General features: G+C 30.7%; 25 protein-coding genes, 8 tRNA genes and 1 riboswitch. Of the genes, 26 read left to right on the forward strand and 7 right to left on the reverse strand.

Annotated elements, in window-relative coordinates; translation table 11 throughout:
• The first annotated feature begins 1 nt into the window (after position 1).
• The 7 genes from MHI13_RS04755 to yhaM all read left to right on the forward strand — a co-directional run bounded on the left by MHI13_RS04755 (position 2) and on the right by yhaM (position 8,317).
• A complete protein-coding gene (locus MHI13_RS04755) occupies positions 2–625 on the forward strand; it encodes a response regulator (protein ID WP_017176394.1) in 624 nt (207 codons plus the stop codon).
• Positions 626–874: 249 nt separating this feature from the next.
• Entirely contained in the window at positions 875–1,339 is a 465-nt protein-coding gene (gene xdrA / locus MHI13_RS04760; RefSeq protein ID WP_002449642.1) for an XRE family transcriptional regulator XdrA, read from the forward strand.
• 220 nt (positions 1,340–1,559) lie between these two features.
• Positions 1,560–2,690 (forward strand): DUF445 domain-containing protein, encoded by a 1,131-nt coding sequence (locus MHI13_RS04765; RefSeq protein ID WP_017176393.1) that lies wholly within the window; start codon positions 1,560–1,562, stop codon positions 2,688–2,690.
• Between the two features lie 71 nt (positions 2,691–2,761).
• The gene (locus tag MHI13_RS04770; protein WP_017176392.1) at positions 2,762–3,106 is read left to right on the forward strand and encodes a YlbF/YmcA family competence regulator; all 345 of its coding nucleotides are present in this window, start codon (positions 2,762–2,764) and stop codon (positions 3,104–3,106) included.
• A gap of 150 nt (positions 3,107–3,256) precedes the next feature.
• A complete protein-coding gene (locus MHI13_RS04775) occupies positions 3,257–4,453 on the forward strand; it encodes a DNA repair exonuclease (protein ID WP_017176391.1) in 1,197 nt (398 codons plus the stop codon).
• Complete coding sequence (locus MHI13_RS04780) at positions 4,443–7,379, forward strand: AAA family ATPase (protein ID WP_145422708.1); 2,937 nt, start codon at positions 4,443–4,445, stop codon at positions 7,377–7,379. Before MHI13_RS04775 ends, MHI13_RS04780 begins: the two co-directional genes overlap by 11 nt.
• Positions 7,376–8,317, forward strand: coding sequence for a 3'-5' exoribonuclease YhaM (yhaM, locus tag MHI13_RS04785; protein ID WP_145416798.1), 942 nt, complete (start codon positions 7,376–7,378; stop codon positions 8,315–8,317). Before MHI13_RS04780 ends, yhaM begins: the two co-directional genes overlap by 4 nt.
• A 58-nt stretch (positions 8,318–8,375) precedes the next feature.
• Here the strand turns inward: yhaM and prsA are convergent, their stop codons facing one another.
• The 4 genes from prsA to MHI13_RS04805 all read right to left on the reverse strand — a co-directional run bounded on the left by prsA (position 8,376) and on the right by MHI13_RS04805 (position 11,278).
• On the reverse strand, positions 8,376–9,335 hold the full coding sequence (gene prsA, locus MHI13_RS04790; RefSeq protein ID WP_017176388.1) for a peptidylprolyl isomerase PrsA: 960 nt from the start codon (positions 9,333–9,335) through the stop codon (positions 8,376–8,378).
• A gap of 224 nt (positions 9,336–9,559) precedes the next feature.
• Positions 9,560–10,117, reverse strand: a complete 558-nt coding sequence (locus MHI13_RS04795) for a DUF3267 domain-containing protein (RefSeq protein WP_017176387.1) — start codon at positions 10,115–10,117, stop codon at positions 9,560–9,562.
• A gap of 199 nt (positions 10,118–10,316) precedes the next feature.
• Positions 10,317–10,700 (reverse strand): YtxH domain-containing protein, encoded by a 384-nt coding sequence (locus MHI13_RS04800; protein ID WP_002449632.1) that lies wholly within the window; start codon positions 10,698–10,700, stop codon positions 10,317–10,319.
• 152 nt (positions 10,701–10,852) lie between these two features.
• Positions 10,853–11,278: an HIT family protein gene (locus tag MHI13_RS04805; RefSeq protein WP_145423154.1), complete on the reverse strand. Its 426-nt coding sequence runs from the start codon at positions 11,276–11,278 to the stop codon at positions 10,853–10,855.
• Positions 11,279–11,412: 134 nt separating this feature from the next.
• On the opposite strand from MHI13_RS04805, the gene ecsA reads away from it, so the two are divergent.
• Both ecsA and ecsB read left to right on the forward strand, forming a co-directional pair.
• Positions 11,413–12,150 carry an ABC transporter ATP-binding protein EcsA gene (gene ecsA / locus MHI13_RS04810; protein ID WP_048761762.1) on the forward strand — a complete coding sequence of 246 codons (738 nt, stop codon included), beginning with the start codon at positions 11,413–11,415 and terminating at the stop codon, positions 12,148–12,150.
• Positions 12,147–13,370, forward strand: a complete 1,224-nt coding sequence (gene ecsB / locus MHI13_RS04815) for an ABC transporter permease EcsB (RefSeq protein ID WP_145423156.1) — start codon at positions 12,147–12,149, stop codon at positions 13,368–13,370. The genes ecsA and ecsB overlap by 4 nt, the downstream gene beginning before the upstream one ends.
• 55 nt (positions 13,371–13,425) lie before the next feature.
• Here ecsB and MHI13_RS04820 read toward each other — a convergent pair whose 3' ends face one another.
• Positions 13,426–13,926, reverse strand: a complete 501-nt coding sequence (locus MHI13_RS04820) for an antibiotic biosynthesis monooxygenase (RefSeq protein WP_017176383.1) — start codon at positions 13,924–13,926, stop codon at positions 13,426–13,428.
• A 247-nt stretch (positions 13,927–14,173) separates the two neighbouring features.
• Here MHI13_RS04820 and hemE point away from each other — a divergent pair, with 247 nt between their 5' ends.
• The 14 genes from hemE to menC all read left to right on the forward strand — a co-directional run bounded on the left by hemE (position 14,174) and on the right by menC (position 21,916).
• On the forward strand, positions 14,174–15,211 hold the full coding sequence (gene hemE / locus MHI13_RS04825; RefSeq protein WP_017176382.1) for a uroporphyrinogen decarboxylase: 1,038 nt from the start codon (positions 14,174–14,176) through the stop codon (positions 15,209–15,211).
• Between the two features lie 45 nt (positions 15,212–15,256).
• Positions 15,257–16,180 carry a ferrochelatase gene (gene hemH / locus MHI13_RS04830; RefSeq protein ID WP_019835694.1) on the forward strand — a complete coding sequence of 308 codons (924 nt, stop codon included), beginning with the start codon at positions 15,257–15,259 and terminating at the stop codon, positions 16,178–16,180.
• 17 nt (positions 16,181–16,197) lie between these two features.
• On the forward strand, positions 16,198–17,592 hold the full coding sequence (gene hemY / locus MHI13_RS04835; RefSeq protein ID WP_145423158.1) for a protoporphyrinogen oxidase: 1,395 nt from the start codon (positions 16,198–16,200) through the stop codon (positions 17,590–17,592).
• Positions 17,593–17,696: 104 nt separating this feature from the next.
• Entirely contained in the window at positions 17,697–18,257 is a 561-nt protein-coding gene (locus tag MHI13_RS04840; RefSeq protein WP_019835695.1) for an RBBP9/YdeN family alpha/beta hydrolase, read from the forward strand.
• Between the two features lie 324 nt (positions 18,258–18,581).
• Positions 18,582–18,655: transfer RNA gene (locus tag MHI13_RS04845), tRNA-Met, on the forward strand.
• 14 nt (positions 18,656–18,669) lie between these two features.
• Positions 18,670–18,745, forward strand: a tRNA-Asp gene (locus MHI13_RS04850).
• A 21-nt stretch (positions 18,746–18,766) separates the two neighbouring features.
• A tRNA-Phe gene (locus MHI13_RS04855) sits at positions 18,767–18,839 on the forward strand.
• 11 nt (positions 18,840–18,850) lie between these two features.
• Positions 18,851–18,926, forward strand: a tRNA-His gene (locus MHI13_RS04860).
• Between the two features lie 13 nt (positions 18,927–18,939).
• Positions 18,940–19,013 (forward strand) — tRNA-Gly (locus MHI13_RS04865).
• Positions 19,014–19,025: 12 nt separating this feature from the next.
• A tRNA-Asn gene (locus tag MHI13_RS04870) sits at positions 19,026–19,100 on the forward strand.
• Between the two features lies 1 nt (position 19,101).
• A tRNA-Glu gene (locus MHI13_RS04875) sits at positions 19,102–19,173 on the forward strand.
• Between the two features lie 50 nt (positions 19,174–19,223).
• Positions 19,224–19,314, forward strand: a tRNA-Ser gene (locus MHI13_RS04880).
• A 199-nt stretch (positions 19,315–19,513) separates the two neighbouring features.
• Positions 19,514–20,908, forward strand: a complete 1,395-nt coding sequence (gene menE, locus MHI13_RS04885; protein ID WP_054105676.1) for an o-succinylbenzoate--CoA ligase — start codon at positions 19,514–19,516, stop codon at positions 20,906–20,908.
• Complete coding sequence (gene menC, locus MHI13_RS04890) at positions 20,909–21,916, forward strand: o-succinylbenzoate synthase (RefSeq protein ID WP_017176377.1); 1,008 nt, start codon at positions 20,909–20,911, stop codon at positions 21,914–21,916.
• On the opposite strand, the gene yidD is transcribed toward menC, so the two are convergent.
• Entirely contained in the window at positions 21,907–22,152 is a 246-nt protein-coding gene (yidD, locus tag MHI13_RS04895; RefSeq protein ID WP_019835282.1) for a membrane protein insertion efficiency factor YidD, read from the reverse strand. The two genes, menC and yidD, sit on opposite strands and share 10 nt — an antisense overlap.
• 67 nt (positions 22,153–22,219) lie before the next feature.
• Here yidD and ytkD point away from each other — a divergent pair, with 67 nt between their 5' ends.
• Together ytkD and MHI13_RS04905 are read left to right on the forward strand one after the other, a co-directional pair.
• Positions 22,220–22,693, forward strand: a complete 474-nt coding sequence (ytkD, locus tag MHI13_RS04900; RefSeq protein WP_017176375.1) for an RNA deprotection pyrophosphohydrolase — start codon at positions 22,220–22,222, stop codon at positions 22,691–22,693.
• Positions 22,674–23,453, forward strand: a complete 780-nt coding sequence (locus MHI13_RS04905; protein WP_019835281.1) for an alpha/beta hydrolase family protein — start codon at positions 22,674–22,676, stop codon at positions 23,451–23,453. Before ytkD ends, MHI13_RS04905 begins: the two co-directional genes overlap by 20 nt.
• A 41-nt stretch (positions 23,454–23,494) precedes the next feature.
• Here MHI13_RS04905 and pckA read toward each other — a convergent pair whose 3' ends face one another.
• Positions 23,495–25,087 (reverse strand): phosphoenolpyruvate carboxykinase (ATP), encoded by a 1,593-nt coding sequence (pckA, locus tag MHI13_RS04910; RefSeq protein ID WP_145423152.1) that lies wholly within the window; start codon positions 25,085–25,087, stop codon positions 23,495–23,497.
• 157 nt (positions 25,088–25,244) lie between these two features.
• Positions 25,245–25,357, forward strand: a riboswitch (SAM riboswitch).
• Positions 25,358–25,471: 114 nt separating this feature from the next.
• Here pckA and metK point away from each other — a divergent pair.
• Entirely contained in the window at positions 25,472–26,668 is a 1,197-nt protein-coding gene (gene metK, locus MHI13_RS04915) for a methionine adenosyltransferase (protein WP_017176372.1), read from the forward strand.
• Positions 26,669–26,718 lie beyond the last annotated feature (50 nt).

A 26,718-nucleotide genomic window follows, 5' to 3' on the forward strand; every position in this document is an offset into this window, starting at 1 on the left:
TTTGGCAAGTATCGTTTTAATCGATGATCATCACATTGTTAGACAAGGACTAGAATTTCTAATTTCAACAGTTGAGGGTTTAGATATACAAGCAAGTTTTTCTGATGGTGACGCATTTATTAAATATTTAAATGAGAATAATATGCCTGATTTAGTATTATTAGATTTAGTTATGCCTAAAATGAATGGTATCGAAGTGACGCATTATATAAAAAAATATTACCCATACATAAAAGTGTTAGTGCTTACAAGTTATGTGGATGATGAATATGTTATGTCTGCCATTAATGAAGGTGCTGATGGTTATGAAATTAAAGATGTTGAACCACAAAAGCTGATTGCTACTATTACTAAAGTATTAAATAATGAGAAAATAATACATCCAAAAGCTAAAAATGTAATTGATGCAATGCATGAAAAACCACACTTTAATAATAAATTATCTAAAAGAGAGATGGAAGTATTAAAAGAGATGGTGAAAGGTAAGACAAATAAAGACATTGCAAAAAGTTTATTTGTATCTGAGAAAACAGTTAAAACACATGTCAGTCATATATTTAATAAATTACAAGTTTCAGATCGAACACAAGCTGCTATATATGCTATTGAAAATAAATTAATATAAATTGAATAGATCTATTAAAAATAAAAACGGTAATTTTAAAATATGATAATGATAGACAAATGACTTGTTTTATTAGTTTAATTATTTTGATAATTTTGCCATTTATAAAATTATACGTAAAAACAAAAATTTCTCTTTTCATTTTATTGAAAATATATTAAGATGTAATTTGTGTTTCAAGAAATGTGTATTATTGCAATTTCTTGCGTCCGGATAAAATAACTCCTATTAGAAAGGTAGAGAAGAGTAATGGATAGACAGAGTTTTACAGATTTAATTCAAACAAAATTTAAAATGGTGCGTATTGAAGCAGGATACACACAAGATACTATGGCACAAACAATAGGTCTTTCTAAAAAAACACTTGTTCAAATCGAAAAAGAACGTGTATTACCAAATTGGACAACTTGTGTATCAATTTGTGCTTTATTTAGAGATTCAGATGTTTTAAATAACACATTTGGTTGCGATCCATTAGAAATTGTACAAACAATTTCAAGAAACCATTGTGCATATCCTAATCATTCTACAACAAGTGATATTTATTGGAATACAATGGAAACGCGTAATGGATTTATTTTACAAAGTAATAAAGTAAGTAATATCTACAGAGTGCTTAATCCTGAAAAACAACCTATTTTTGGAACATCTAAATTAAGAGAAGCAGAAACTTACTTTAATAGAAATGCTAAAGAAGAATTAATGCACGTTTAATTTTAATATAAATAAGATATAGTGATAGAAGAGTTGACCTTCAACTGAATCACTATTTTCAATTAATAATGAATTCACTGTAATTTTGCGATGAATTCATTATTTTTTTATTTCAAAAATTTGTAAATATAAATGTACGTTGAACTATTAAGTTATGCAGTTTACATTTGTCATGGTATAATTTTGCTATTGCTTATATAAAAATTAAGGAGTTATTTAAATGCAAGCAGTATTAGTAGTCATCTTTATGATAGTAATAGGAGCAATCATTGGTGGTGTCACGAATGTTATAGCTATTAGAATGTTGTTTCATCCCTATAAAGCTCATTATATATTTAATATGCGAATTCCATTTACACCTGGTTTAATACCTAAAAGAAGAGATGAAATAGCTACAAAGATAGGGCAAGTGATTGAAGAACATCTCATTACAGAAACTTTGATTCACAACAAACTAAATGAAACGAAAACTAAAGAAACAATTAATGAATTAGTTAAGGAGCAAATAGCGAAATTAAAAAGTGATCAAGCTACAATTCGTTACTTTGCTGAGAAGTTTGATGTTAAAATAGATTACTTAGTCAATGAGAAATTAGAAGATACAATTTCACAAAAGCTATTAGCTTTTTATAATGAACATCGAAATGAAGAAGTGATTAAGTTACTACCAAAAGAAACTAAGCGAATGATTGATAAGAAAGTCGAGCCATTAGGAGATTTATTATGCGAAAGAGCTCGTGTTTATCTGTCATCTGATAAAGGCGCTCGTGATATTTATGACATGCTCGATACATTTTTTAATGAAAAAGGTAAAATCGTTGGATTACTACAAATGTTTATGACAAAAGAAAGTATTGCAGATAGAATCCAACATGAATTGATTCGTTTAACCAATCATCCTAAAGCAAAACGTATTGTAAACCAAGTGATTGATAATGAATATGAGACGCTGAAACGACAATCACTTAAGAAAATCATTGATGAGGCTCAATTTTCAAAACTATCAGACTCAGTTACATTACTTATTACTTCATATTTAAATTTAAATGAAAAAATAGATAAACCACTTAATCAACTATCACCAAGATTAATGCAATATTTAGAGACAACGTTATCAGATAAAGTTACACAACTTATTATTAGTCAAGCATCCAAACATCTCTCAACGATAATGCAAAAAATTAATCTACGTAAACTAGTAGAAGATCAAATCAATACATTTGATTTAGATTACATTGAAAAGTTGATTATTGAAATTGCTAATAAAGAATTAAAATTAATTACCTTATTAGGATTTATTTTAGGTGGTATGATTGGTCTTTTCCAAGGTTTAATCGCAATTTTTGTATAACTAATCATAATATGTTATGGTATTAAAGAGTTGTCAAAATATCATTATTACACGAAGGAGTGCAATTTAAAATGGCAGTAAATTTATATGATTATGCAAATCAACTAGAACAAGCATTAAGAGATAGTGATGAATACAAAGCTATTAAAGATGCTTTTGCTAAAGTTAAAGAAAATGAAGAATCTAAAAAATTATTCGATGAGTTCCGTGAAACTCAAATGAATTTCCAACAAAAACAAATGCAAGGTCAAGAAATTCCTGAAGAAGAATTAGCTAAAGCTCAAGAACAAGCTCAAGCTATTGAAAAAGATGAAAATATTTCACAATTAATGCAAGCAGAACAAAAAATGAGTCAAGTTTTCCAAGAAATTAATCAAATTATTGTAAAACCTTTAGACGAAATTTACGTTGACTAATTAATAATTTAAGTAATGGACACTACGCGATTTTTTCATAAAATCGCGTAGTTTTTTTATGTCAAAGTTCATCGACCCATATTCATAAGATATGGTAAAATATAGTAATACATAAAGATACCTTATCAAACAATTAAGGAGCTTAAATTAATGGTTAAATTTATTCACTGTGCAGATTTGCATCTTGATAGCCCTTTTAAATCTAAACAACAATTATCGACAAGTATTTTCAAAGATGTACAAAAAAGTGCCTATGAGAGCTTTAAAAAAATTGTAGATGTAGCATTAAAAGAAGATGTTGATTTTATGTTGATTGTAGGAGATTTATTTGATAGTGAAAATCGCACATTACGTGCTGAAATTTTTTTAAAAGAGCAATTTAAACGTCTAGAAAAAGAACAAATATTTGTATACATATGTCATGGGAATCATGATCCTTTAACAACTAGAATTACAGATAATTGGCCTAATAATGTATCAGTATTTTCAAATCGTGTTGAAACCTATCAAGCGATTACCAAAGCTGGAGAACAAATTTATATTCATGGTTTTAGTTATCAAAACAATACAAGTTATGAAAATAAAATTGATGAATATCCATCTAGTCAAGGAAGTAATGGTATACATATAGGAATGCTTCATGGAACTTATAGTAAATCTAACATAAAACAGCGTTATACTGAATTTATGTTAGAAGATCTTAATCATAAACTGTATCATTATTGGGCACTCGGTCACATTCATCAACGTCAAGAACTAAGTGATATGCCGCCTATTCACTATTCAGGTAACATTCAAGGTCGTCACTTTGGTGAATTAGGAACTAAAGGTTGTTTGCTTGTAGAAGGGGATCATCTACATCTTGAAACAACTTTTATCCCAACTCAGTTTATACGTTTTGAAGAAGCTACAATTAAGACTGATAAAATTTCAAAACAAGGTATCTATGAGGAAATTCAAAAGTTTAAGAAACAAGTTCGTGAACAAGGTAAAGCATTTTATAGATTGACGATTAATATAGATAATGACAAAATTTTATCAACACAAGATATTCTTCAAATAAGAGAAATGATTAGTGAATATGAAGAAAATGAACATGATTTTATTGTCATTGAAGATATGATTCTTAATTATATACAGAATGAAGAAACACCTCTTATAAATGAATTTTCTAATGAACTCATAAACGATGACAAAGTGTTTGAAGAGGCAATGACAGATTTATATTTAAATCCAAGAGCTTCAAAATATTTAGAAGACTACACCACTTTCAATAAGGCAAAACTCATTCATCGAGCTGAGAAAATATTGAAAGCAGATATGAGAGGTGAAGAAATTGATTATTAAATCACTTGAAATATACGGTTATGGTCAATTCGTACAACGTAAGATTGAATTAAATCAGACTTTTACCGAAATTTATGGGGAAAATGAAGCAGGTAAATCAACCATACAATCATTTATTCATTCAATTTTATTTGGTTTTCCCACAAAGAAAGAAAAAGAACCGCGTTTAGAACCTAGATTGGGAAATCAGTATGGGGGCAAGCTAACGCTTATTTTAGATGACAAATCAGAAATTGAAGTTGAGCGTGTAAAAGGTAGTGCTCAAGGTGACGTAAAAGTTTATTTAGAAAATGGATTGATAAGAGATGAAGCATGGCTTAAGAAGAAATTAAACTATATTTCAAAAAAGACATATCAAGGAATATTTTCATTTAATGTACTTGGTTTACAAGATATACATCGAAATTTAGATGAACAACAATTACAAAGCTATTTATTAGAAGCTGGTGCTTTAGGATCTTCTGAATTTACATCTATGGGGCAAATTGTTAATCAGAAAAAAACTACGCTTTATAAAAAAGCTGGAAAGAACCCAATTCTAAATCAACAAATTGAAGAACTAAAACAATTAGAAGCACAAATAAGAGATGAAGAAACCAAATTAGACGAATATCAACGTCTTATAGATGAAAAAGATAAATCAGAACGCCATCTTTCTCATTTAAAAGAAAATCTTAAGCAATTATCAAAAATGCATGAAAATAAGCAAAAGCAGTTAGGACTTCATGCTCATGCGCAAGAATGGAAATCGCTTGAGCATCATTTAAATATCGAACCGTTGAAATTCCCAGAGCAAGGTATTGAACGATATGAAACTGCATTAAAATATAAACAATCACTTGATCGAGATATAGGATTAAGGGATGAGAAGATAAGACAACTAGAAAATGAATTTAATTTAATTCAGATGCCTGATGATAGAACTGTGAGTGATATGTATCATCTTTATCAACAAGAGAGTGATATCAAGCAATCTGAATTAAAAGCTAAGGCTTTAAAAAAGGAAATAGAAACTTTCGAACGTTCTCAGCAAACATTAAAAGATGATATCGGTTGGAATGAAGTTTATCATGAAGCGGATACTTCTGAAACAATGAAAGATTATATAAGTGAAAAAATTAAAAATCATAATCACCAATTAAATCAAAAGCAACAAGTTGAACGTATGATTGGTGAGCATAATATTGAAAAAAAGGAAATTGAAAAGGAAATTAAGTTATTAGAAAGTGAACTAGTTTCTGAAACAGCACTTGAAAAGAAAAAAGAATATAATCAGCAAAAAATAGAATTACATGAAAAAGAAAGTTTATACTCAAAATTAAAAGCTTCCTTTGAATCAGAAAAAGAAAGAAAACAAAAGCAATATCAATGGTTGAAAATCAGCTTTATCATTTTGGCTTTGATGAGTGCTGGTTTGACTATTTTTGCATTTATTACAACTAGTATCACTTTTAGTATTATTTTTGCAATTCTCACTGTGATATTTTTAGTAGGTTTATTCTTTAGTAAAAATAAAGATATTGATTATAGTGAAACAATTAGTGAGGAAATTAGTGATTTAGAACAACAACTTAAAGCACTCGAAGATAAATACGATTTAGATTTTAATCTAGATGATCAGTACCAATTGCGTGAACGTTGGAATAATGCTAATAATACTAAATCAGTACTTTCTAATAAACTTAATCATCAACATTCGATTTTATCAGATATTCAGTCTTCAATTGATGCATTAGCACAGGATATTTCTGAAATCAAACAAGACATTAAAGTATCTGATAAAATGTCAGATGAACGTTTAGTAGATAGTTTGAAAACAATGAATCAACTTAAAGTTAATGATAAACAACTTAATAAATTATTATTAGAGAACATAGAGTTAAATCAAAATTTAATTAACTTCTATGAGCATGCTCAAGATGTTACTAAAGATAGTTTCGACGAGTTTAATAAAATTTCATTATTTAATGATTTGAAAGGTTGGATTTCTCAGTATGAAAGTAAAAAAGAAAAGAAATCTCAATTGCAAAATCAATTAACCCTATTAAGTAAAGAATTAAAACAGTTAGAAAGTCGTTTGGATGAAAATAAAACGACTATAAACGAGTTGTTTAAATATATTGAAGTTCAAAATGAAGAGCAGTATTATCAACATTACGAAGCTTATCAACGTTATCAACAACAACTATCACGATTCAATGATTTATCTACTTATTTGAGTAATCACGAATTCTCTTATGAAGATAGTTCTGTTTTAAGTGAAAAAACAACTGCTCAATTAGAAGAAGAAGATCAAATGTTAGCTCAACAAGTTGATGATTATAATGATAAATATTTGGAGAAACAAACTGAAGTGAGTGAACTTTCTGCACGTATTAATCAAATGGAAACAGATAAAACACTATCTCAATTGCGTCATCAATATTATAATTTAAAAAATAGAATGAATGATATTGCTAAAGATTGGGCGAGCTTAAGTTATCTTGAGACACTAATTAATGAGCACATTAAACAAATTAAAGATAAACGACTACCATATGTGATAAATGAAGCCATTAATATTTTCAAAACATTAACTGATGGTAAATATAATCTAATTACTTATGAAAATGATTCAATTAAAGTTAAACATCGAAATGGACAAATGTATCATCCACTTGAATTAAGTCAATCAACGAAAGAGTTGCTATATATTTCATTGAGACTTAGTTTAATTAAGGTGTTGAAACCATATTATCCATTCCCAATTATCATTGATGATGCATTCGTACATTTTGATAAACAAAGAAAATCAATGATGTTAAACTATTTAAGAGAATTATCTCAAGAACATCAAGTATTGTACTTTACTTGTACAAAAGATACTACGATTCCTTCTCGAGAAATGCTGATATTAAATAAAAAAGAGGAAGGCGGGAAACGATGAGAAACGTAGAAAAATTAAATCCTGGTGATTCGGTGGAGAATTTTTTCTTAATCCACAGAGCGACACAAGGTGTAACAGCACAAGGTAAAGACTATATGACATTATATCTTCAAGATAAAAGTGGAGATATTGAAGCTAAACTATGGACTGTCACAAAAGATGATATGAAAATCCTTAAACCAGAAATAATTGTATGGGTAAAAGGGGATGTTATTAACTATCGTGGCCGTAAACAAATGAAAGTCAATCAATTTCGATTAGCAACAGCAGAAGATGGAGTGAAAACTCAAGACTTTGTAGATGGTGCGCCACTTTCACCTAACGAAATTCAAGATGAGTTATCACATTTTATCTTAGAAATTGAAAATGCACATTTACAACGTATTACACGTCATTTATTAAAAAAATATCAAGATAAATTCTTTACTTATCCTGCAGCAAGTTCTCATCATCATAACTTTGCAGGAGGATTAAGCTATCATGTATTAACGATGTTAAAAATTGCAAAATCATTGTGTGATATCTACCCATTATTAAATAGAAGTTTGTTATATAGCGCGATTATTTTACACGATATTGGTAAAGTAAGAGAATTAAGTGGACCAGTTGCAACAACGTATACGGTAGAAGGTAATTTGCTTGGACATATTTCAATAGCAAGTGATGAAGTTGCTGAGGGGGCAAAAGAACTTGGTATTGATAGTGAAGAAGTCATGTTATTGCGACATATGATTTTAGCACACCATGGAAAAATGGAGTTTGGTTCTCCTAAATTGCCACATCTAAAAGAAGCAGAAATTTTATTCTTTATTGACAATATTGATGCAAAAATGAATATGTTCGATAAAGCATTTAAGAAAACTGAAAAAGGACAATTTACTGAAAGAATCTTTGGTATGGATAACCGTCAATTTTATAATCCAGAGAAATTAGATTAATATTAATAGACGAAAAAAGGTCGGAACATATTGTTCCGACCTTTTTGATTTATGAAAATTATGAAGATAATCCTGATGAAGCACTACTACTTTGTTGTTCTTTTAATTTTTCTGGATTAAGTATAGTATCTTCTACAGATTTTTTAATATCGCTATCTTTATAATCTACGTTGTATTCTTTCAATAAGTCTTTATAAGCATTTGTCAATAGTTTTGGATTTTTTTGAACTTTTTGTTCAATAATTTTTGTTTTTAATTGAGATTTTTGTTTATTAAAGTCATCTTCTTTATCAGCTTTGATAATGTGATAGCCGTATTCTGTTTTAACAATGTCAGAAATTTGACCTTCTTTTAGTTTAAATAAAGCTTTATCAAATTTATCGACCATTTGTCCTTTAATAACATAACCTAATGACCCGCCTTTTTTAGCTGAAGCAGAATCCATTGATTCTTTTTTGGCAATGTCATCAAATTTATTTGGATTTTTTTCAACTTCTTTTTGAATTTTTTCAGCTTTTGCTTTTGCTTTTTTATCTGATAAACCTTCTTTATCACTATCAGATTTAACTTTAATTAAAATGTGTGATGCTTTCTTAGTATCATCTTTTATTTCTTTGTCAGACACTTTAACTTTATCATTAAGTAATTGTTTTTGGTAAGCAGATAGTCTTTTCTGTTCTTTGTAATCATCAAGGGTCATACCCTGTTGTTTTAGCATACTTTCAAATTGATCTTTACCACCATATTGTTTTTCTTCTTTTTTAATATCATCATCGATACGCTTAGTATCTACTTTGTCTTTATATTTATCAGCTAATATTTTATTTAACTCAATACTAAATGATGTGCTAGCAATTTGATCTTTACCAATTTTATCCATAACATCTTTAACGGTTACATTACCAGCTTTTGAAGAAATTAATGTATTATCTTTAGAATCTGTAGAATCAGAACTACATCCTCCAAGTAATAAAACACCTGCTGTAACAGGGACAATGAGTTTATTCATAATTTTCATAGTTGATAGCTCCTTTTTGTATGTTAACAAAGTTACTATAACATAATATAATTATTCCACCAATTAATAAAAGGTGATTTACAACTAAAGTATTAGATGAAAAATAATTTAAAAAAAGTCTACGATATCATTCAATATCATAGACTTTTTAATATATTCAAAATAACCAGTAGACTGTATTTTAATTTTGAGTGAATACGTTTATAATTACCCTTCTTTATATATTAGAACTTTGAATGGAATGGCACTTTTGTCAGTAAATTAATGCCTGTTTGGTGTTCTTCAACAAATTGTCCTTCTTTTGAAAAAAGAATAATTTTTAAATATAAAAAATCCATAACTGATAAACCAAGATTTAAGGCAAATAAGAACATAAAATAATGTCCATAACTTGGAAAATGATAAGTTAGGAAAATTAAAATGCTTGTAATTATTAAAAATGGCAAAATAAGATTAATGCAAAAATAAAACTTGCGGACAGGCGTATTCACATACGTATTAAAATAAGGAAGCCATTTTTTCTTATTTAACTTGTGCCATCTAAACGCATGAATATAAGGTAAAAAGAAGAATAAATGTATTGTTTTGTGAATAGGGTACATAAGAATGATAAATAATATTAGAAGTAAAAAGTATTTATCTGATAAAGGCGTTTTTACAAAATAATACATAATCTCATAACTAACTAAAAACGCAATAATAGTTGTTACAATACTTAAAAACGCAATTCTTGGAACACCAAATCGCGCATGGATATCTATATGACGTTTACATAAAAACATAACTCCACCTCGAAAATAGGTCGTTTAATATACGATAGGTATTATCTAACTAACTTGAGTTATCGTCAAGACAATTTTTAATAGCTATTGTAATATAGAGCAATGTTTTTATATTAGATTGTATATTTATAAAAAAAGCCATAAAGAAATCTATTAATATAAATTTCTTCATAGCCAAATTGAGCTCAATGTTAGAGTTCTATTTGTTATTATTCTTATCTTCTGAAAATGTATTACTAATTTCTTCGCCACGATTTTGAAGATTTTCAATATGAGATTTTAATTTTTCAATATTAGGATTGATATCAGATTTAAAATCTCCGATTAAAGTCTTAAATTCGTTAGCAATGTCGCTACCTTGTTGTACACCGTCATTTTTCACTTGCTTACTATAATCAATAATATTATAGAAACTACGTTTAATTGTTTCGATTTCTCGTTCTAATTCTGAGCGAGCACCAGTAGGAACTTTTTGTCCAGAGGCATTAGCATTATATCTTTGTTGATCACGATTCATCCATGATACAGCAATACCAGAAGCAAGTCCCACACCGATACCAAATAATACACGTGTAACTTTCATTTTTTATTCTCCTCACTATTATGTCGATTATAGAATAAATCATATCATTTTATGAAGTAAGTAACGATTGACTTAAGCTACTTACTATAATTATTACATTGACATATTGATTTCATTTTATATTACCCATAAATGATATTCAATATGCAGAATTATTCAAATTGAGCTTTAATTTGTTCAGCAATATCTTTTTTCTGTTCATCGCTAATTTCATTTTCATGAGTTTCCCATTGATAACCAAAACCATCGATATCATTTTTATATCGAGGTAGGAAATGGAAATGCAAATGAAATACTGACTGATCAGCATATTCACCATTATTTTGAATAATGTTTAATCCATCAGGTTGAAATGCTTTTTTAATGGCATTTGCTACTTTTGGAATAGTAGCTCCAATGTGTTTCATTGTTTCTTCATCAGTTTCAAAAATATTAGGAGAAGCTTTCTTCGGAATTAAAAGTGTGTGTCCTTTAGTAACTTGAGAAATATCTAAAAATGCATAAACATAATCGTTCTCATAAACCTTATAGCTTGGAATTTCACCAGTAAGAATTTTACCAAAAACAGTTTCTGACATAATTAAATGCACTCCTTTAACCTATTTTTACTCATTATTATAACATTGTTATTTTAAAAATTCGCTAATGAGTTATAGCAAACCTTAGTAGTTATATAATGATTTTGGTACAATATAACTCATGGAGGTGCCTTATGACAGTTAAAGTTGAACATTTAACAGGAGGATATGGTAAACGTCCTGTTATTGAAAATATAAATTTTGAATTAAAAAAAGGTGAAATAGTAGGATTAATTGGTCTCAATGGCGCTGGAAAAAGTACGACCATTAAGCACATGCTTGGATTATTAACGCCAATGGAAGGAACACTTTCTATTTCAGATACCAATATTAATGATGATATCGAAATCTACCGTCGTAAACTATCATATATTCCTGAATCACCAGTCATTTATGAAGAATTAACATTAGAAGAACATATAGCCATGACTGCTATGGCTTATCAAATAAGTAAGGAAGAAGCAATGAAACGTGCACGTCCTCTACTAAAAACATTTAGACTTGAAAATGAACTTAATGTTTTTCCTAGCCATTTTTCAAAAGGAATGAAACAAAAAGTAATGATTATATGCGCATTTATTGTCGATCCTGAACTTTATATTATTGATGAACCATTTCTTGGTTTGGATCCATTAGGTATACAATCCATGCTTGATTTGATGGTTGAAAAGAAAAATGAAGGGCGTACAGTACTAATGAGTACCCATATTCTTGCAACTGCTGAAAGATATTGTGATCGATTCATTATTTTAGATAAAGGAAAAGTGGTTGCTTTTGGAAATTTAGAGGAACTACGAGAACAAACGGGTCTTAAAGATCAAACTCTTGATGATATTTATATCCATGTTACGCAAGGTGGTCAAACGACATGAATAATGAAGCCATAGCATTATTTAAACAACGTTATGACGCAATAAAAAAAGAAAAACATTATTATAATAAATTTATTTTTAATGGTCACTTTACTGTATTCTTAGTTATTTTATTAGGAGCCTTCATATTAGGTTATGGTCAATGGTTACAACATATTCCTAAAAATATAGATTATGCATTCTTAGCAAGTATTGTAATTGCTTTAACTTCAATCTTTCCATTTCGAACATTTTTAAAAGATGCTGACAAGTTATTTTTGCTTCCTTTTGAGAAGAATATGGAAGATTATATAAAATTAGGCCTAAGATATAGTTATTTTAACCGTATAATATTACAAATAGTGTTATTAATTGTATTATTTCCATTGTTTTATAAGCTTAATCAACAATTAGTTGTATCTTATATCGTGATGAGTGTATTAGCGCTTATTCATCCTATTTTAGGACTACGCTTAAAATGGCAATGGTATCGTGCGAGATTGTCTCAATGGATATTAAATGTCTTAATATTTTCACTTAATTTTATAACGTATTATCTAATTTTAGGGAAACAATTATATTTTGCCATTTTATTAACAATAATTTTCTTTGGCATGGCGTACCTTATACCTAAATTTAAGAGTCTTACGTTATTTCCATGGGAACAGTTGATTTCAGTAGAAGAAAGACATCATACAAATTATTATAAATTTGTAAATATGTTTACAGATGTTAAGCATTTAAAAAAAAATGCAGCAAGACGCAAATATTTAGATTTTCTTTTACCCACACCCAAAGGACGTCGTTTTAATTCGCACAATATGTATCTTTATTTATTTGTGAGAAGTTTTGTAAGAGGAAAAGATGCATTAAGTATTATTCTTCGACTTGTTGTCATTGCACTTGTACTTATGATTTGGCTGTCTCATCCACTTGTTTCTATTATTATTGGTAGTTTATTTATGTATATTATTTTATTGCAAATGTCTCAGTTTTATACGCAGCAAGCGTATGGACTATGGCCTCAGGTTTGGCCTGTATCAGATAGTGAAGTGATCAAAGGATATGAAAAATTCTTATATCGCCTTATGATTATGATAGGTATTATTTTCGCAATCATTTTTATCATCTTTTATATAAAATACTTCTTTTTTGCAATTGTATTCTTTATTGTAGGATGGTTAACGATTAGAAGTACGATTAAAAAATTGCAATATCAGGAAACTTTATTAAGAGATTAAAAAAAGAGGGAACTTAAGATGTATTAAACACATACTTAAGCTTCCTCTTTTTATGTTAATCATTAATAGGATATAAATATCTTTCAAAATAACTTGAATGTTGACTGCTTGAGCCAAAATAATGTCTTAATGCTTCTTTAGAAAAATAATCATTAAACATATCAGATGATTTAAAATCTTCGTATGTTTGACGATTAGCGAAGCCAAAGTAAATTTTATAAGTAGTACCTTCTTCAGGTCGTAAGAAACGATAGCTTTTAAAACCAGCAAATTGACTGAAATCTAAATTCAAATTCGAAAGACGTTTTTCTAGTTGATTGACATGATCTTCTGAACTTGGAATGAAGATAGCTGAATAGAAATGTTGATGATTAAGCTCATTGATTTCATTAACAACTTCATAAGTAGTAGGGTGTTTAAGTATAGATTTATCTTCGGATTCTTCAATAATGACTGAAGAATCATTAGTTGAATAAATAAACAGATGATTTTCAGGATGATTTAAACGAATTTGATTTAAATAGTCATAAGTTCCATAAGTTGTATATATTTTCATAAGCCATACCTCCTTTATTTATGTATATTATACGATTAAATGATAAGACTAGCTATTATAAATAATTTAAATAAGAAAATAAATTGTGAATAATTTATTTAAATCAATTCACTTATAATTACAAATTTAAAATTAAAGAATAGATAGACGTGCTTTGTCATTTTTATGACATTTAATATTTAAGAAACGCGAAATCTTTTATGTTGTGATATTATGAATAAGAATGATTTTAATTTAGGAGGATAAAATGGTGCATAAAAAAAATAATACAATTTTACAAACAATTAAAGGGGAATCAACCTCACACACACCTGTGTGGTTTATGCGCCAAGCTGGCAGATCACAACCAGAATATCGCAAATTAAAAGAAAAGTATTCACTTTTTGATATTACACATCAACCAGAACTTTGTGCATATGTAACACATCTACCTGTTGATAATTACAATACTGATGCAGCTGTGTTATATAAAGATATTATGACACCACTTAAACCTATCGGAGTAGATGTTGAAATTCAATCTGGTATAGGTCCTGTAATCCACAATCCCATTAAATCTATGAAAGATGTGGAAAAATTAACTCAAATTGATCCTAAAAGAGATGTGCCTTATGTGTTAGAAACAATTAAAATTCTAACTGAAGAAAAGTTAAATGTACCTTTAATTGGATTTACGGGTGCTCCCTTTACATTAGCATCTTATATGATTGAAGGTGGACCTTCTAAAAACTACACATTTACTAAGGCAATGATGTATGGCGATGAAGAGACTTGGTTTGCTTTAATGAATCATCTTGTAGACGTTTCAATTAAATATGTAACAGCTCAAGTTGAAGCAGGTGCAGAATTGATTCAAATTTTTGATTCATGGGTAGGCGCACTTAATGTACAGGATTATCGATATTATATAAAACCATCTATGGATCGTTTAGTCCGTGGAATTAAAGAACATCATAATATTCCTGTTATATTATTTGGTGTAGGGGCTAGTCATCTCATTAATGAATGGAATGATTTGCCAATTGATGTTTTAGGTTTAGACTGGCGTACATCTATTTTGAAAGCGGATCAATTAGGTGTAAATAAAACATTACAAGGTAATTTAGATCCTTCATTACTACTAGCACCATGGGATGTATTAGAAAAAAGAGTTAAAGCAATACTTGATGAAGGAATGCAAAGAGGTAAACATATATTTAACTTAGGTCATGGCGTTTTCCCAGAAGTTCAACCAGATACACTTAAAAAAGTAACACAACTGGTTCATGACTATACGCAAAAATAAAATTAGAATCATAAAAATTTATTTTTAAAAGGGAAGGTTTTAAGAATGACTAAAACAGTAGGTTTATTAGTAATGGCATATGGTACGCCATATAAAGAAAGTGATATTGAACCATATTACACAGATATACGACATGGTAAAAGACCAACAGAAGAAGAACTTCAAGATTTAAAAAATCGTTATGAATTTATAGGTGGGCTTTCTCCACTTGCAGGCACGACAGATCGTCAAGCTAAAGCACTTACAGATGCACTTAATAAAACATATGATGATGTAGAATTTAAATTATATTTAGGATTGAAACATATTTCTCCTTATATTGAAGAAGCAGTTGAAAAAATGCATAATGATGGTATTACAGAGGCTGTTACAGTCGTATTAGCTCCCCATTATTCAAGTTTTTCAGTAGGTTCATATAATAAACGTGCTAAAGAAGAAGCGGATAAATATGGTATACAACTACATCATGTTGAACGTTATTATCAACAATCTAAATTTATTGAATACTGGACAAATAAAGTAAATGAAACATTAGCTGAAATTCCAGAAGAAGAACATGATGAAACAATTTTAATCGTGTCTGCGCACAGTTTACCTAAAGGATTAATAGAACGTAATAATGATCCTTATCCTAATGAAATTAAAGATACTATGGATCGTTTAGAAGCTTCTACAAATATTAAACATGTAGCGCAAGGTTGGCAGTCAGAGGGTAATACAGGTACGCCTTGGTTAGGACCTGATGTACAAGATTTAACAAGGGAATTATACAATGAACATCATTATAAAAACTTTATTTATACACCAGTTGGATTTGTTTGTGAACATCTTGAAGTACTTTACGATAATGATTATGAGTGTAAAGTTGTTTGCGATGACATTGGTGCTAATTACTATCGACCAGAAATGCCTAATACAAATCCGTTATTTATAGGTGCGATTGTCGACGAAATTAAAACAGTTTTTTAAAAAGGAAGGGACATGTTGTGAGTAAAAAAGTTGCAATTATAGGTGCTGGCATTACAGGTCTAGCCAGTGCATATTATTTTAAACATTACAATGAAGACATAGATGTAACTATTTTTGAAGCAACTTCAAGACCTGGAGGTAAAATTCAAACTTATCGACGCGATGGTTATACTATTGAACTTGGTCCAGAATCCTACTTAGGTCGAAAAACGATCATGACAGATTTAGCAAAAGATATAGGTCTTGAAGATGATTTAATTACGAATCAAACAGGACAATCCTATATTTTTGCTAAGAACCAATTGTATCCTATTCCAGGCGGATCAATTATGGGAATTCCAACAGATATTAAACCTTTCTTAAAAACACGTTTAATTTCCCCTTTAGGAAAATTAAGAGCAGGATTAGATTTAGTTATTCCGCCTATTAAAATAGAAAATGATATTTCGGTTGGTGAATTCTTCAGAAAACGTTTAGGAAACGAAATGCTGGAAAATTTGATTGAGCCCCTTATGGGAGGAATTTATGGAACAGATATTGATCAATTAAGTTTGATGAGTACATTTCCTAATTTCAAGTATAAAGAAGAATCATATGGTAGTTTAATTAAAGGAATGAAAGATGAAAAACGCGAACGTACAAGAAAACGTCAGCTTTATCCAGGTGCTCCTAAAGGACAATTCAAACAATTTAGACATGGGCTAAGTTCATTTATTGAAGCACTAGCTAAAAATGTTGAACAAAAAGGTGTACACATCAAATATAATACACCAGTAGAAGATATTCATATTCATAATGATAATTATGAGATTGTTACACATAATAGTCGAAAGACGTTTGATGGTTTACTTGTTACGACACCGCATCAAACGTTTATGAAATGGTTTAATCATGATTCAGCATTTAAATACTTTAATACTATGGATTCTACTACAGTTGCAACGGTTGTATTTGCATTTGATGAGAAAAATATCGAAAATAGCTATAATGGTACTGGATTTGTCATTGCAAGAACCAGTCATACAGATATTACTGCATGTACTTGGACGACTAAAAAGTGGCCATTTACCACACCAAAAGGTAAAGTATTATTACGTGCGTATGTAGGAAAACCGGGCGATACGGTTGTAGATGACCATACTGATGAAGAAATTGTAAATATCGCACGTCGAGATTTAAGTAAAATGATGACGTTTAAAGGTGATCCAGATTTTACCATAGTGAATCGATTACCAAAAAGTATGCCACAGTATCATATCGGTCATATGACTCAAATTCGAAATATACAAAATCATGTAAAACGTCAATATAACGGGTTACGCATTACCGGTGCACCTTTTGAAGCGGTAGGTTTACCTGATTGTATTCAACAAGGCAAAAATGCTGTTGAAGAATTAATAGACGAGTTATAAATAAAGCATAGTAAATAGGCACTTTTTAGAGGTTACATTTGTCTCTTTAAAGTGCTTTATTTTAAAATAAATAGTCATTATTAAGAAGAAAAGGGGAATAAAAAATGACAGATGTAATTATTGTTCATTCACAAATAGGAAATGCACAAAATCATTGGTATCAATGGTTAAAACATAACTTAGCACTCGAAGGATATAATGTACAATTGTTTAATTTAGATAAAGCGGATAACAAAAAATTAGATATGTGGCTAAAGGCTATGAAACAACAAATTAAAATCAATCATCCCGATACGTATGTTGTAACACATGGCTATGGTTCAATCGCTGCTTTGAAATTTATTGAACAATTAGATTTAAAACGTCCAATAGAAGGCTTTTTTAGTATTGCTGGATTTAAAGAAGATGCTCAAGACATCGATGAATCTGTTAATTTAGATCATATTACCATTGATTATGATGAAGTTAAGAAAAAGGTGAAACACTTTCACGGTCTCGCTTCAAAAGATGATGAACATGTATCTTATAAAGAAACTGAAAAGTTATTACAAGCTTTAGGAGGATCAATTCGAATTGTTGAAGAAGGAGGGCACTTCCTAGAAGAAGAAGGCTTTGTTTCTTTCAGTGAATTACAAGAAAAAATGCAAAAATATATGACACAATAATGTTAGAGCGGGAAAGTATCAAATAGTAATATAAAGAGTAATAATAATTATGAGATTTTATACCCAAATTATCCCCATAAAATAAAATTTTTTAAGTGTAGCGTTTTTTTACACAAATTAATTTATAATTTTTATTGACTATATAGGTTTTAATATATATACTAATAAAGTATTGAAAAAAGCACTAATTAAAAAATAATTATCTCATAATTATTTAAATTTATAATTAACGTATTGTAAAAATTATTTAAAAAAAGTGTTGACATTACAGTGACTTAAATGATATATTAATTAAGTACTCATTTGAAGTGCTAATAATATTGGCGCGGGATGGAGCAGTTCGGTAGCTCGTCGGGCTCATAACCCGAAGGTCGGTGGTTCAAATCCGCCTCCCGCAATACATAATTTTATAGGTCTCGTAGTGTAGCGGTTAACACGCCTGCCTGTCACGCAGGAGATCGCGGGTTCGATTCCCGTCGAGACCGCCATTACTTTTGACTTATGATTAAGGTTCAGTAGCTCAGTTGGTAGAGCAATGGATTGAAGCTCCATGTGTCGGCAGTTCGACTCTGTCCTGAACCATTTACACTTTGGCGGTTGTGGCGAAGTGGTTAACGCATCGGATTGTGGTTCCGACACTCGTGGGTTCGATTCCCATCAACCGCCCCATAATCGTTATTAAGCGGGTGTAGTTTAATGGCAAAACCTCAGCCTTCCAAGCTGATGTTGTGGGTTCGATTCCCATCACCCGCTCCATAATTTAATTATTCCGCAGTAGCTCAGTGGTAGAGCTATCGGCTGTTAACCGATCGGTCGTAGGTTCGAATCCTACCTGCGGAGCCATGGCTCCTTGGTCAAGCGGTTAAGACACCGCCCTTTCACGGCGGTAACACGGGTTCGAGTCCCGTAGGAGTCATATAAACAGAAGTGAAACATCGCTTCTGTTTTTTTATTTAATTGAATAGAGGAGAGTTGTCCGAGTCTGGCTGAAGGAGCACGCCTGGAAAGTGTGTAGGCGCTTTATCGCGTCTCAAGGGTTCGAATCCCTTACTCTCCGTACAGTAGCTCAGAATGGTTATTTTCCATTCTGAGTTTTTTATAGATATGATATATCAAGTATTCAACTATATTTATCTTAAAATGGATAATATCTTTTTAAAAATAAAACAATCACAAAATAAATTCAAACATGAGTCCTGTTAAGTCATTTAAAAATCGTTATAATATAGAGTGTATAACTATTGGAGGAATGAATTTTGGAATTTTGGTTAAAAGAGCAAAGTATAAAAAACAAAAACAAAATCGCGGTTACAGATGGTCAGTATACATTAACATATAATCAATTATATTCTGCAGCGTATCAGCTTTCAAAGAAATTATTATCTTTAAATGAAAGTAGGGTAGGACTATATATTGGAAACGATATTGATTCTGTTATTTTAGTGCACGCATGTTGGTTAGCGCAAATTGAAATTGCAATGATCAATACACGATTAACAACAACTGAAATGACCAATCAAATGAACTCAGTGAATGTTCAACTTATTTTAACTACAAAAGAGTTCGATTTATCTTCACATCAAGTTCTCTCATTTAATCAACTCAATGATTATCCTGATACGCCTAATCATAAACAATTTGATATTCATCGTATTGCATCTATTATGTTTACATCAGGGACGACAGGACCCCAAAAAGCAGTACCTCAAACATTTAAAAATCACTATGCAAGTGCATTAGGTTGTAAAGAAAGTCTAGGATTTGATCAACAAACGACATGGTTATCGGTTCTTCCAATTTATCATATTTCAGGACTTAGCGTGATTTTACGTGCTGTGATTGAAGGATTTACTGTACGTTTATTAAATAAATATAATACTGAAGATATGTTGACTATTATTAAAAACGAATATCCTACACATGTGTCACTTGTGCCACAAACGTTAAAGTGGCTAATGGATGCTGGTTTAAATAAACCATACTCAATTGAAAAAATATTACTTGGGGGTGCTAAATTATCATCCACGCTCATACAACAGGCATTGAGTTATCAATTACCTATTTATAATTCTTTTGGAATGACAGAAACATGTTCGCAGTTCCTAACCGCTTCGCCAGATATGTTAGCTAAACGATATGATACAGTAGGTAAACCAAGTGATAATGTTGAAGTATGTATTAAACAACCTAATGAAGAGGGACATGGTGAATTACTTATCAAAGGCGACAATGTAATGAACGGATATTTGTATCCTAAAGATTTGGATAACACATTTGAAGATGGTTTCTTTAAAACAGGAGATATTGCAGAAATAGACAGTGATGGTTTTGTAATGGTTTATGATCGACGTAAAGACCTTATTATTAGTGGTGGAGAAAATATCTATCCTTATGAAATTGAAACAGTAGCTAAAACATTCAATGGAATTATAGATGCAGTATGTGTACCTAAAGAAGATGAGACTTGGGGTCAGATTCCAGCGCTTTACTATGTCGCAAGTGAAACAATTGAGGTTAATGATCTTATAAATTTTTTACAAGAACATTTAGCAAAATATAAAGTTCCTAAGATATATCAACACGTCAATGCATTACCTTATACTTCTACTGGAAAATTACAACGTAATAAAGTTGGAACTGAGGATCATTAAATGAAAATCATTGATATACAATTTTATTACTATACCGCGCCGTTTCATTCTCCGATTACGACGCCTAAAGTCGAAATGACACATCGTAAAGCACTCATAGTACGATTTATTTCTGATGAAGGGAAAAATTATTTTGGTGAATGTAATGCATTTGAAACGGATTGGTATGATACTGAAACAATTGAGACAGTAAAAATACGAATACAACAATGGTCAAAAAAGATTTTAAATCAATCATTCAATACATTTAGTGACTGGTTACCTTATCTTGATGTATTAGATAGTTATCCAGCTACTAGATGTACTGTTGTGATGGCGGTTTATCAGATGTTTTATTCACAACCGTGCTTTAACGTTGAATATGGGGCAACAGTAAGTGGTTTATCTTCTTCACAATTACAAACACTTAAAGACACAAAGCCAGCACGTATTAAATTAAAATGGAGTTCTCATCTCATTAACGATATAAAAAAGCTACGCAATGAACTTCCATTTGAATTTAGTCTTGCACTCGATGCAAATGAATCACTGGATATGTCACAATTTCAATTATTAAAAGAGATTGATCAACACAATCTTCTATACGTTGAAGAACCATTTAAAGATTTAAATGATTTAAGCTATATAGATGTTACGCATTATCCTGCTATTGCTATTGATGAAAAAGCAACGGATGTACAATCAATTTTGAAAATTATTCATCAATATCCTATAACTGCGGTTGTGGTTAAACCATTTAGACTGGGAGGAATAGATAGAGCGCTAGAACTCATTCACTTATTAAAAGAGAAAGATATTAAAGTGATCGTTGGTGGGATGTATGAATATGGACTTAGTCGATATTTTACTGCTTTATTAGCAAAAGAAGGGTCTTATCCAGGAGATATTACTCCAGATGGATATTATTTTGAAACAGACTTTACACAAGGCATAGGCAAATTAAAAGAAGGATTGATATATTTCAATCCCCCTAAAGTTAATATAAATGCATTATCTGTTTATGAATGATGATGTGTATGTTTGTCTTTTTTTAAAGGTACGGGATCAAATCCACCTTCATGAAATGGATGGCATTTTAAAATACGTTTTACTCCCATATAGCCACCTTTAAATGCGCCATATACTTCTATAGCTTCTTTAGTATATTCAGAACAAGTAGGATAGAATCGACATGTTGGTGGTGTCATAGGGGAGATGAAACGCTGATAAATACGAATGATGCTTAGAAATAATTTTTTAAGCATAAATAAACCTCCTATAGACATTTGATTATTAAATAATTTTATCATATTTAAGAGGGGGATGAGTGATATGGAGTTTATCGATCAAGATGATAGACGAGTCACGATGCAATATAAAACTGATAACGATATACCGAATGGAAACCACGTTTTAGCTATTCCGATATTTCAAAATCAATTATTATTCACTAAACACTCTAAAAGAGGTATCGAGTTCCCTGGAGGTAAAGTTGAAATTAATGAAACTAGTCAACAAGCGATTGCTAGAGAACTTTATGAAGAAACAGGTGGAAAGGTAGAAGCCTTATATTATATCGCGCAATATCAAGTTCATACCTTTGATAAGTCACTTTTTAAAAAAGATGTGTACGTGATTAAAGTGAAATCAATTGAACATAAACATGATTATTTGGAAACAGAAGGTCCTATATTATTTCATCTAGTTAATGAGATTCCTGAGCACCAAAAAAGTTATTTAATTAAAGATGAAGCAATTTTAAAATGTTTAGAAAGGGTGAAAGATCTTGGGTATTACAAATATTAGAACAATGCCTGTTGAATCCAACACTCATCGATTTGAGGAAATAACTTATACAGTAGACGAATTAAATGTAAAAGCGTTACAGATGATCCCAACGTATCATAATGTTAAACGAATTGTAGTGTATTTACGTGGTGGAAAAGGGCAAGTTGGTAGAGTAAGAGCTTCAAGACTCATGCAATTTTCTGATCCGTATACATTAGTTATAGGTCCCTATTATAGAGGAAGTAATGGTAGTGAAGGAAAAGATGAATTTTGTAATGCTGATTTACATGATGTAACAGTACTTATTCGATTATTAAAAAATAAGTATCCCCAAGCTTTCGTCCATATGATTGGATTTTCAAGAGGTGGAATTCAAGGTTTATTATCATTTCAGGATGATCCAGTTGATAGTTATATTATTTGGGGTGGCGTTTCAGATGTTCATTTAATGTATGAAGAACGTGTGGATTTAAGGGGAATGCTAAGACGTATGGTAGGTCATCCGAAAAAAGATAAAGAGGCATATGAACAAAGAAATGCGATACGTACGTTGAATCAAAACAGTCCACCTATTTTAATTGTACATGGTGGTAAAGATTGGCAAGTGGGTATACATCAAGCGTATTTTCTTCAAGAACAACTAGAACGTAAAGGGGTCAAACATGATACATTTTATCAACTTGACGAAGGCCATGTCCCAAGACCGAAAGCATTGAAAGAAGTTTTAGATTATATACATCAATGGATGAATAATATAGAACAAGACTTACAAAGATGACTATAACAGTTATCATGTAAGTCTTTTGTTTAGATATATTATTAATGACTAAATCCACCATCTTTAGCAATATCTTTTACTTCATCTCCAAATGTTTTGAAGTTTTCTTCAAAACGTTGTTTTAAGTCATTAGCTTGATGACGATAAGCCTCAGGATCATTCCAAGCATGGATTGGATTTAAAATAGTCTTAGGCACATCTTCCATTTCAGTTGGTATACTTAAACCAAATATTTCATCTTTAGTAAATGTAGCTTGTTTTAGCTTGCCAGAAATAGCTTGATCTACCATATAACGTGTATAATATAAGCTGATACGACGTCCAACACCATATTTTCCACCAGTCCATCCTGTATTTACTAGATATACATCAACATCATGGTCATCAATTAACTTACCAAGTAAATTCGCATATTTAGTAGGATGCAAAGGTAAAAATGGAGCGCCAAAGCATGTTGAAAATGATGGTTCAGGTTCTGTCACGCCACGTTCTGTGCCAGCTAATTTTGACGTAAAACCACTTAAGAAATGATACATTGCCTGAGATTTAGATAATTTAGAAATAGGTGGAAGTACACCAAATGCATCTGCAGTTAAGAAGATAATTGTATTAGGGTGTGCAGCTTTAGAAGGTAATACGATATTATCGATATGATGAATTGGATAAGCAGCACGTGTGTTTTCTGTGTTCGTATTATCATCAAAATCAACATGGCCACGTTCATTAACAATTGTATTTTCAAGAATAGTACCATATTGAATGGCATTATAAATTTGAGGTTCTTTTTCTTTAGATAAGTGGATAGCTTTTGCATAGCAACCACCTTCAATGTTAAAAATACCATTTTTATTCCAGCCATGTTCATCATCGCCAATTAATTTGCGAGTTGGCGTCGCTGATAATGTTGTTTTTCCTGTACCAGATAATCCAAAGAATAGAGCAACATCACCTTTTTCTCCAACATTGGCAGAACAATGCATACTCATAATATCTTGCATAGGTAATAAGTAGTTCATCACTGAAAAGATACCTTTTTTCATTTCTCCAGCGTATTCAGTACCACCAATTAAAATCACTTTATATTTAAATGAAACAATAATAAATGTTTCAGAATGAGTACCGTCAACATCTGGATTGGCTTTAAAATGAGGGGCAGAAACGATAGTGAAATTTGGCTTAATATGACTTGCTTCCTCAATAGATTCAGGTCGGATAAACATGTTTTGTGCAAATAAATTATGCCATGCAAGCTCATTGATAATTTTTAATTTTAATTGTGAGTCTTTATCACTTCCGGCATAACCGTTAAAAACGTATAATTCATCTTTTTGATCTAAATAATCTAATACTTTGTTGTATAATTTTAAAAACACGTCTTCATCTATAGGTTGATTAATGTCTCCCCAATCAATATTGTCTCGATATGAAGGTTCGTTAACGATAAATTTATCTTTTGGTGAACGACCAGTATATTTACCTGTACTCATATTAATTGCGCCAAGTTCAGTAAGTTCACCTTCATTATTATTTAAAATCTTGTAATAAAGCTGAGTAGTAGAAAGTTGAAATAAAGTCGTTTCCTTCTCTAATAAGTGTTTGATTTTAGGTGTTTCACTGTATGTATCTATTGACATACAACATCCCTCCAAATATCTATCCATTTATATGTGTAAGCCCTTACATTAAAAAGTATAACATAATAATTTAATTATTCCATTGTAAATAAAAGAACATTTAAAAATCAAAATTGACAATTTTAAAGTATTTATGTAGTATAGGTCTTAACGGATTCTCTTATCCTGAGTGGTGGAGGGACATGGACCCAATGAAACCCAGCAACCTCTTTTTTTAAAAGAAAGGTGCCAAACCGTTTGCAGACGCAATATTTGTCTGAACGATAAGAGCGAATGGACGTTTAAGAGCCTTCTCTCTATCTAGGTAGTTGAGAAGGCTCTTTTATTTTAAGCTCATTGTCAAAAGAGAATTTTCGTAAATATAGTTAAAAAAAGGAGCAAATCATGACTTATAATAAACGTTTATTTACATCAGAGTCAGTGACAGAAGGGCATCCAGATAAAATCGCCGATCAAGTATCTGATGCGATTTTAGATGAAATTTTAAAAGATGATCCTAATGCACGTGTCGCTTGTGAAACAACAGTAACAACAGGTATGGCTTTAATTTCTGGTGAAATTTCAACGTCTACATATGTAGATATTCCTAAAGTAGTACGAGAAACAATCAAAAATATTGGTTATACAAGAGCTAAATATGGTTACGATTATCAAACAATGGCTGTTTTAACAGCTATTGATGAACAATCACCTGATATTGCCCAAGGTGTAGATAAAGCACTTGAGTATCGCAATGATATATCTGAAGAAGAAATTGAAGCAACAGGTGCCGGAGACCAAGGATTAATGTTTGGTTATGCAACAAATGAAACCGAAACATATATGCCGCTTCCAATCTTTTTATCACATCAACTAGCGAAACGCTTATCAGATGTGCGTAAAGACGGTACCTTAGGTTATTTACGTCCAGATGGTAAAGTTCAAGTAACAGTAGAATACGATGAAAATGATAAACCTAAACGTATTGACACGATTGTGGTATCTTCTCAACATGCTGAAGACATTGAATTAGAACAAATCCAAAAAGATATTAAAGAGCATGTCATTTATCCGACTGTGCCTGAAGGTTTAATTGATGATGAAACTAAATTCTTTATTAATCCAACTGGTCGATTTGTTATTGGGGGTCCTCAAGGAGATGCTGGTTTAACTGGAAGAAAAATTATTGTAGATACATATGGTGGTTATGCTCGTCATGGAGGTGGCTGTTTCAGTGGTAAAGATCCTACAAAAGTAGATCGCTCTGCGGCATATGCAGCGAGATATGTTGCAAAAAATATTGTAGCAGCTGGATTAGCTGAGCAATGTGAAGTGCAATTAGCTTATGCAATTGGTGTAGCAGAACCTGTATCTATTGCTATTGATACATTTAAAACAGGTAAAGTTTCTGAAGGACAATTAGTTGAAGCGGTAAGAAAACATTTTGATTTAAGACCAGCAGGTATCATTAAAATGCTTGACTTAAAACATCCTATTTACAAACAAACAGCTGCATACGGACATTTTGGTCGTACTGATGTATTGTTACCATGGGAAAAATTAGATAAAGTGAATGTCCTAAAAGATGCCGTTCAAAAATAACATAGGATATATAGCAGTTAATTAGGTTAAACCTCGAAATTATCGTCTAT

It is taken from the genome of Staphylococcus sp. FSL K6-0223, assembly GCF_038008285.1.

Excerpts from the sequence above, each read along its gene's own strand:
- xdrA (WP_002449642.1), top strand. The coding sequence starts at position 875 with ATGGATAGACAGAGTTTTACAGATTTAATTCAAACAAAATTTAAAATG.
- MHI13_RS04765 (WP_017176393.1), top strand. The coding sequence starts at position 1,560 with ATGCAAGCAGTATTAGTAGTCATCTTTATGATAGTAATAGGAGCAATC.
- MHI13_RS04770 (WP_017176392.1), top strand. The coding sequence starts at position 2,762 with ATGGCAGTAAATTTATATGATTATGCAAATCAACTAGAACAAGCATTA.
- MHI13_RS04775 (WP_017176391.1), top strand. The coding sequence starts at position 3,257 with ATGGTTAAATTTATTCACTGTGCAGATTTGCATCTTGATAGCCCTTTT.
- yhaM (WP_145416798.1), top strand. The coding sequence starts at position 7,376 with ATGAGAAACGTAGAAAAATTAAATCCTGGTGATTCGGTGGAGAATTTT.
- prsA (WP_017176388.1), bottom strand. The coding sequence starts at position 9,335 with ATGAAAATTATGAATAAACTCATTGTCCCTGTTACAGCAGGTGTTTTA.
- MHI13_RS04795 (WP_017176387.1), bottom strand. The coding sequence starts at position 10,117 with ATGTTTTTATGTAAACGTCATATAGATATCCATGCGCGATTTGGTGTT.
- MHI13_RS04800 (WP_002449632.1), bottom strand. The coding sequence starts at position 10,700 with ATGAAAGTTACACGTGTATTATTTGGTATCGGTGTGGGACTTGCTTCT.
- MHI13_RS04805 (WP_145423154.1), bottom strand. The coding sequence starts at position 11,278 with ATGTCAGAAACTGTTTTTGGTAAAATTCTTACTGGTGAAATTCCAAGC.
- ecsA (WP_048761762.1), top strand. The coding sequence starts at position 11,413 with ATGACAGTTAAAGTTGAACATTTAACAGGAGGATATGGTAAACGTCCT.
- ecsB (WP_145423156.1), top strand. The coding sequence starts at position 12,147 with ATGAATAATGAAGCCATAGCATTATTTAAACAACGTTATGACGCAATA.
- MHI13_RS04820 (WP_017176383.1), bottom strand. The coding sequence starts at position 13,926 with ATGAAAATATATACAACTTATGGAACTTATGACTATTTAAATCAAATT.
- hemE (WP_017176382.1), top strand. The coding sequence starts at position 14,174 with ATGGTGCATAAAAAAAATAATACAATTTTACAAACAATTAAAGGGGAA.
- hemH (WP_019835694.1), top strand. The coding sequence starts at position 15,257 with ATGACTAAAACAGTAGGTTTATTAGTAATGGCATATGGTACGCCATAT.
- MHI13_RS04840 (WP_019835695.1), top strand. The coding sequence starts at position 17,697 with ATGACAGATGTAATTATTGTTCATTCACAAATAGGAAATGCACAAAAT.
- menC (WP_017176377.1), top strand. The coding sequence starts at position 20,909 with ATGAAAATCATTGATATACAATTTTATTACTATACCGCGCCGTTTCAT.
- yidD (WP_019835282.1), bottom strand. The coding sequence starts at position 22,152 with ATGCTTAAAAAATTATTTCTAAGCATCATTCGTATTTATCAGCGTTTC.
- ytkD (WP_017176375.1), top strand. The coding sequence starts at position 22,220 with ATGGAGTTTATCGATCAAGATGATAGACGAGTCACGATGCAATATAAA.
- pckA (WP_145423152.1), bottom strand. The coding sequence starts at position 25,087 with ATGTCAATAGATACATACAGTGAAACACCTAAAATCAAACACTTATTA.
- metK (WP_017176372.1), top strand. The coding sequence starts at position 25,472 with ATGACTTATAATAAACGTTTATTTACATCAGAGTCAGTGACAGAAGGG.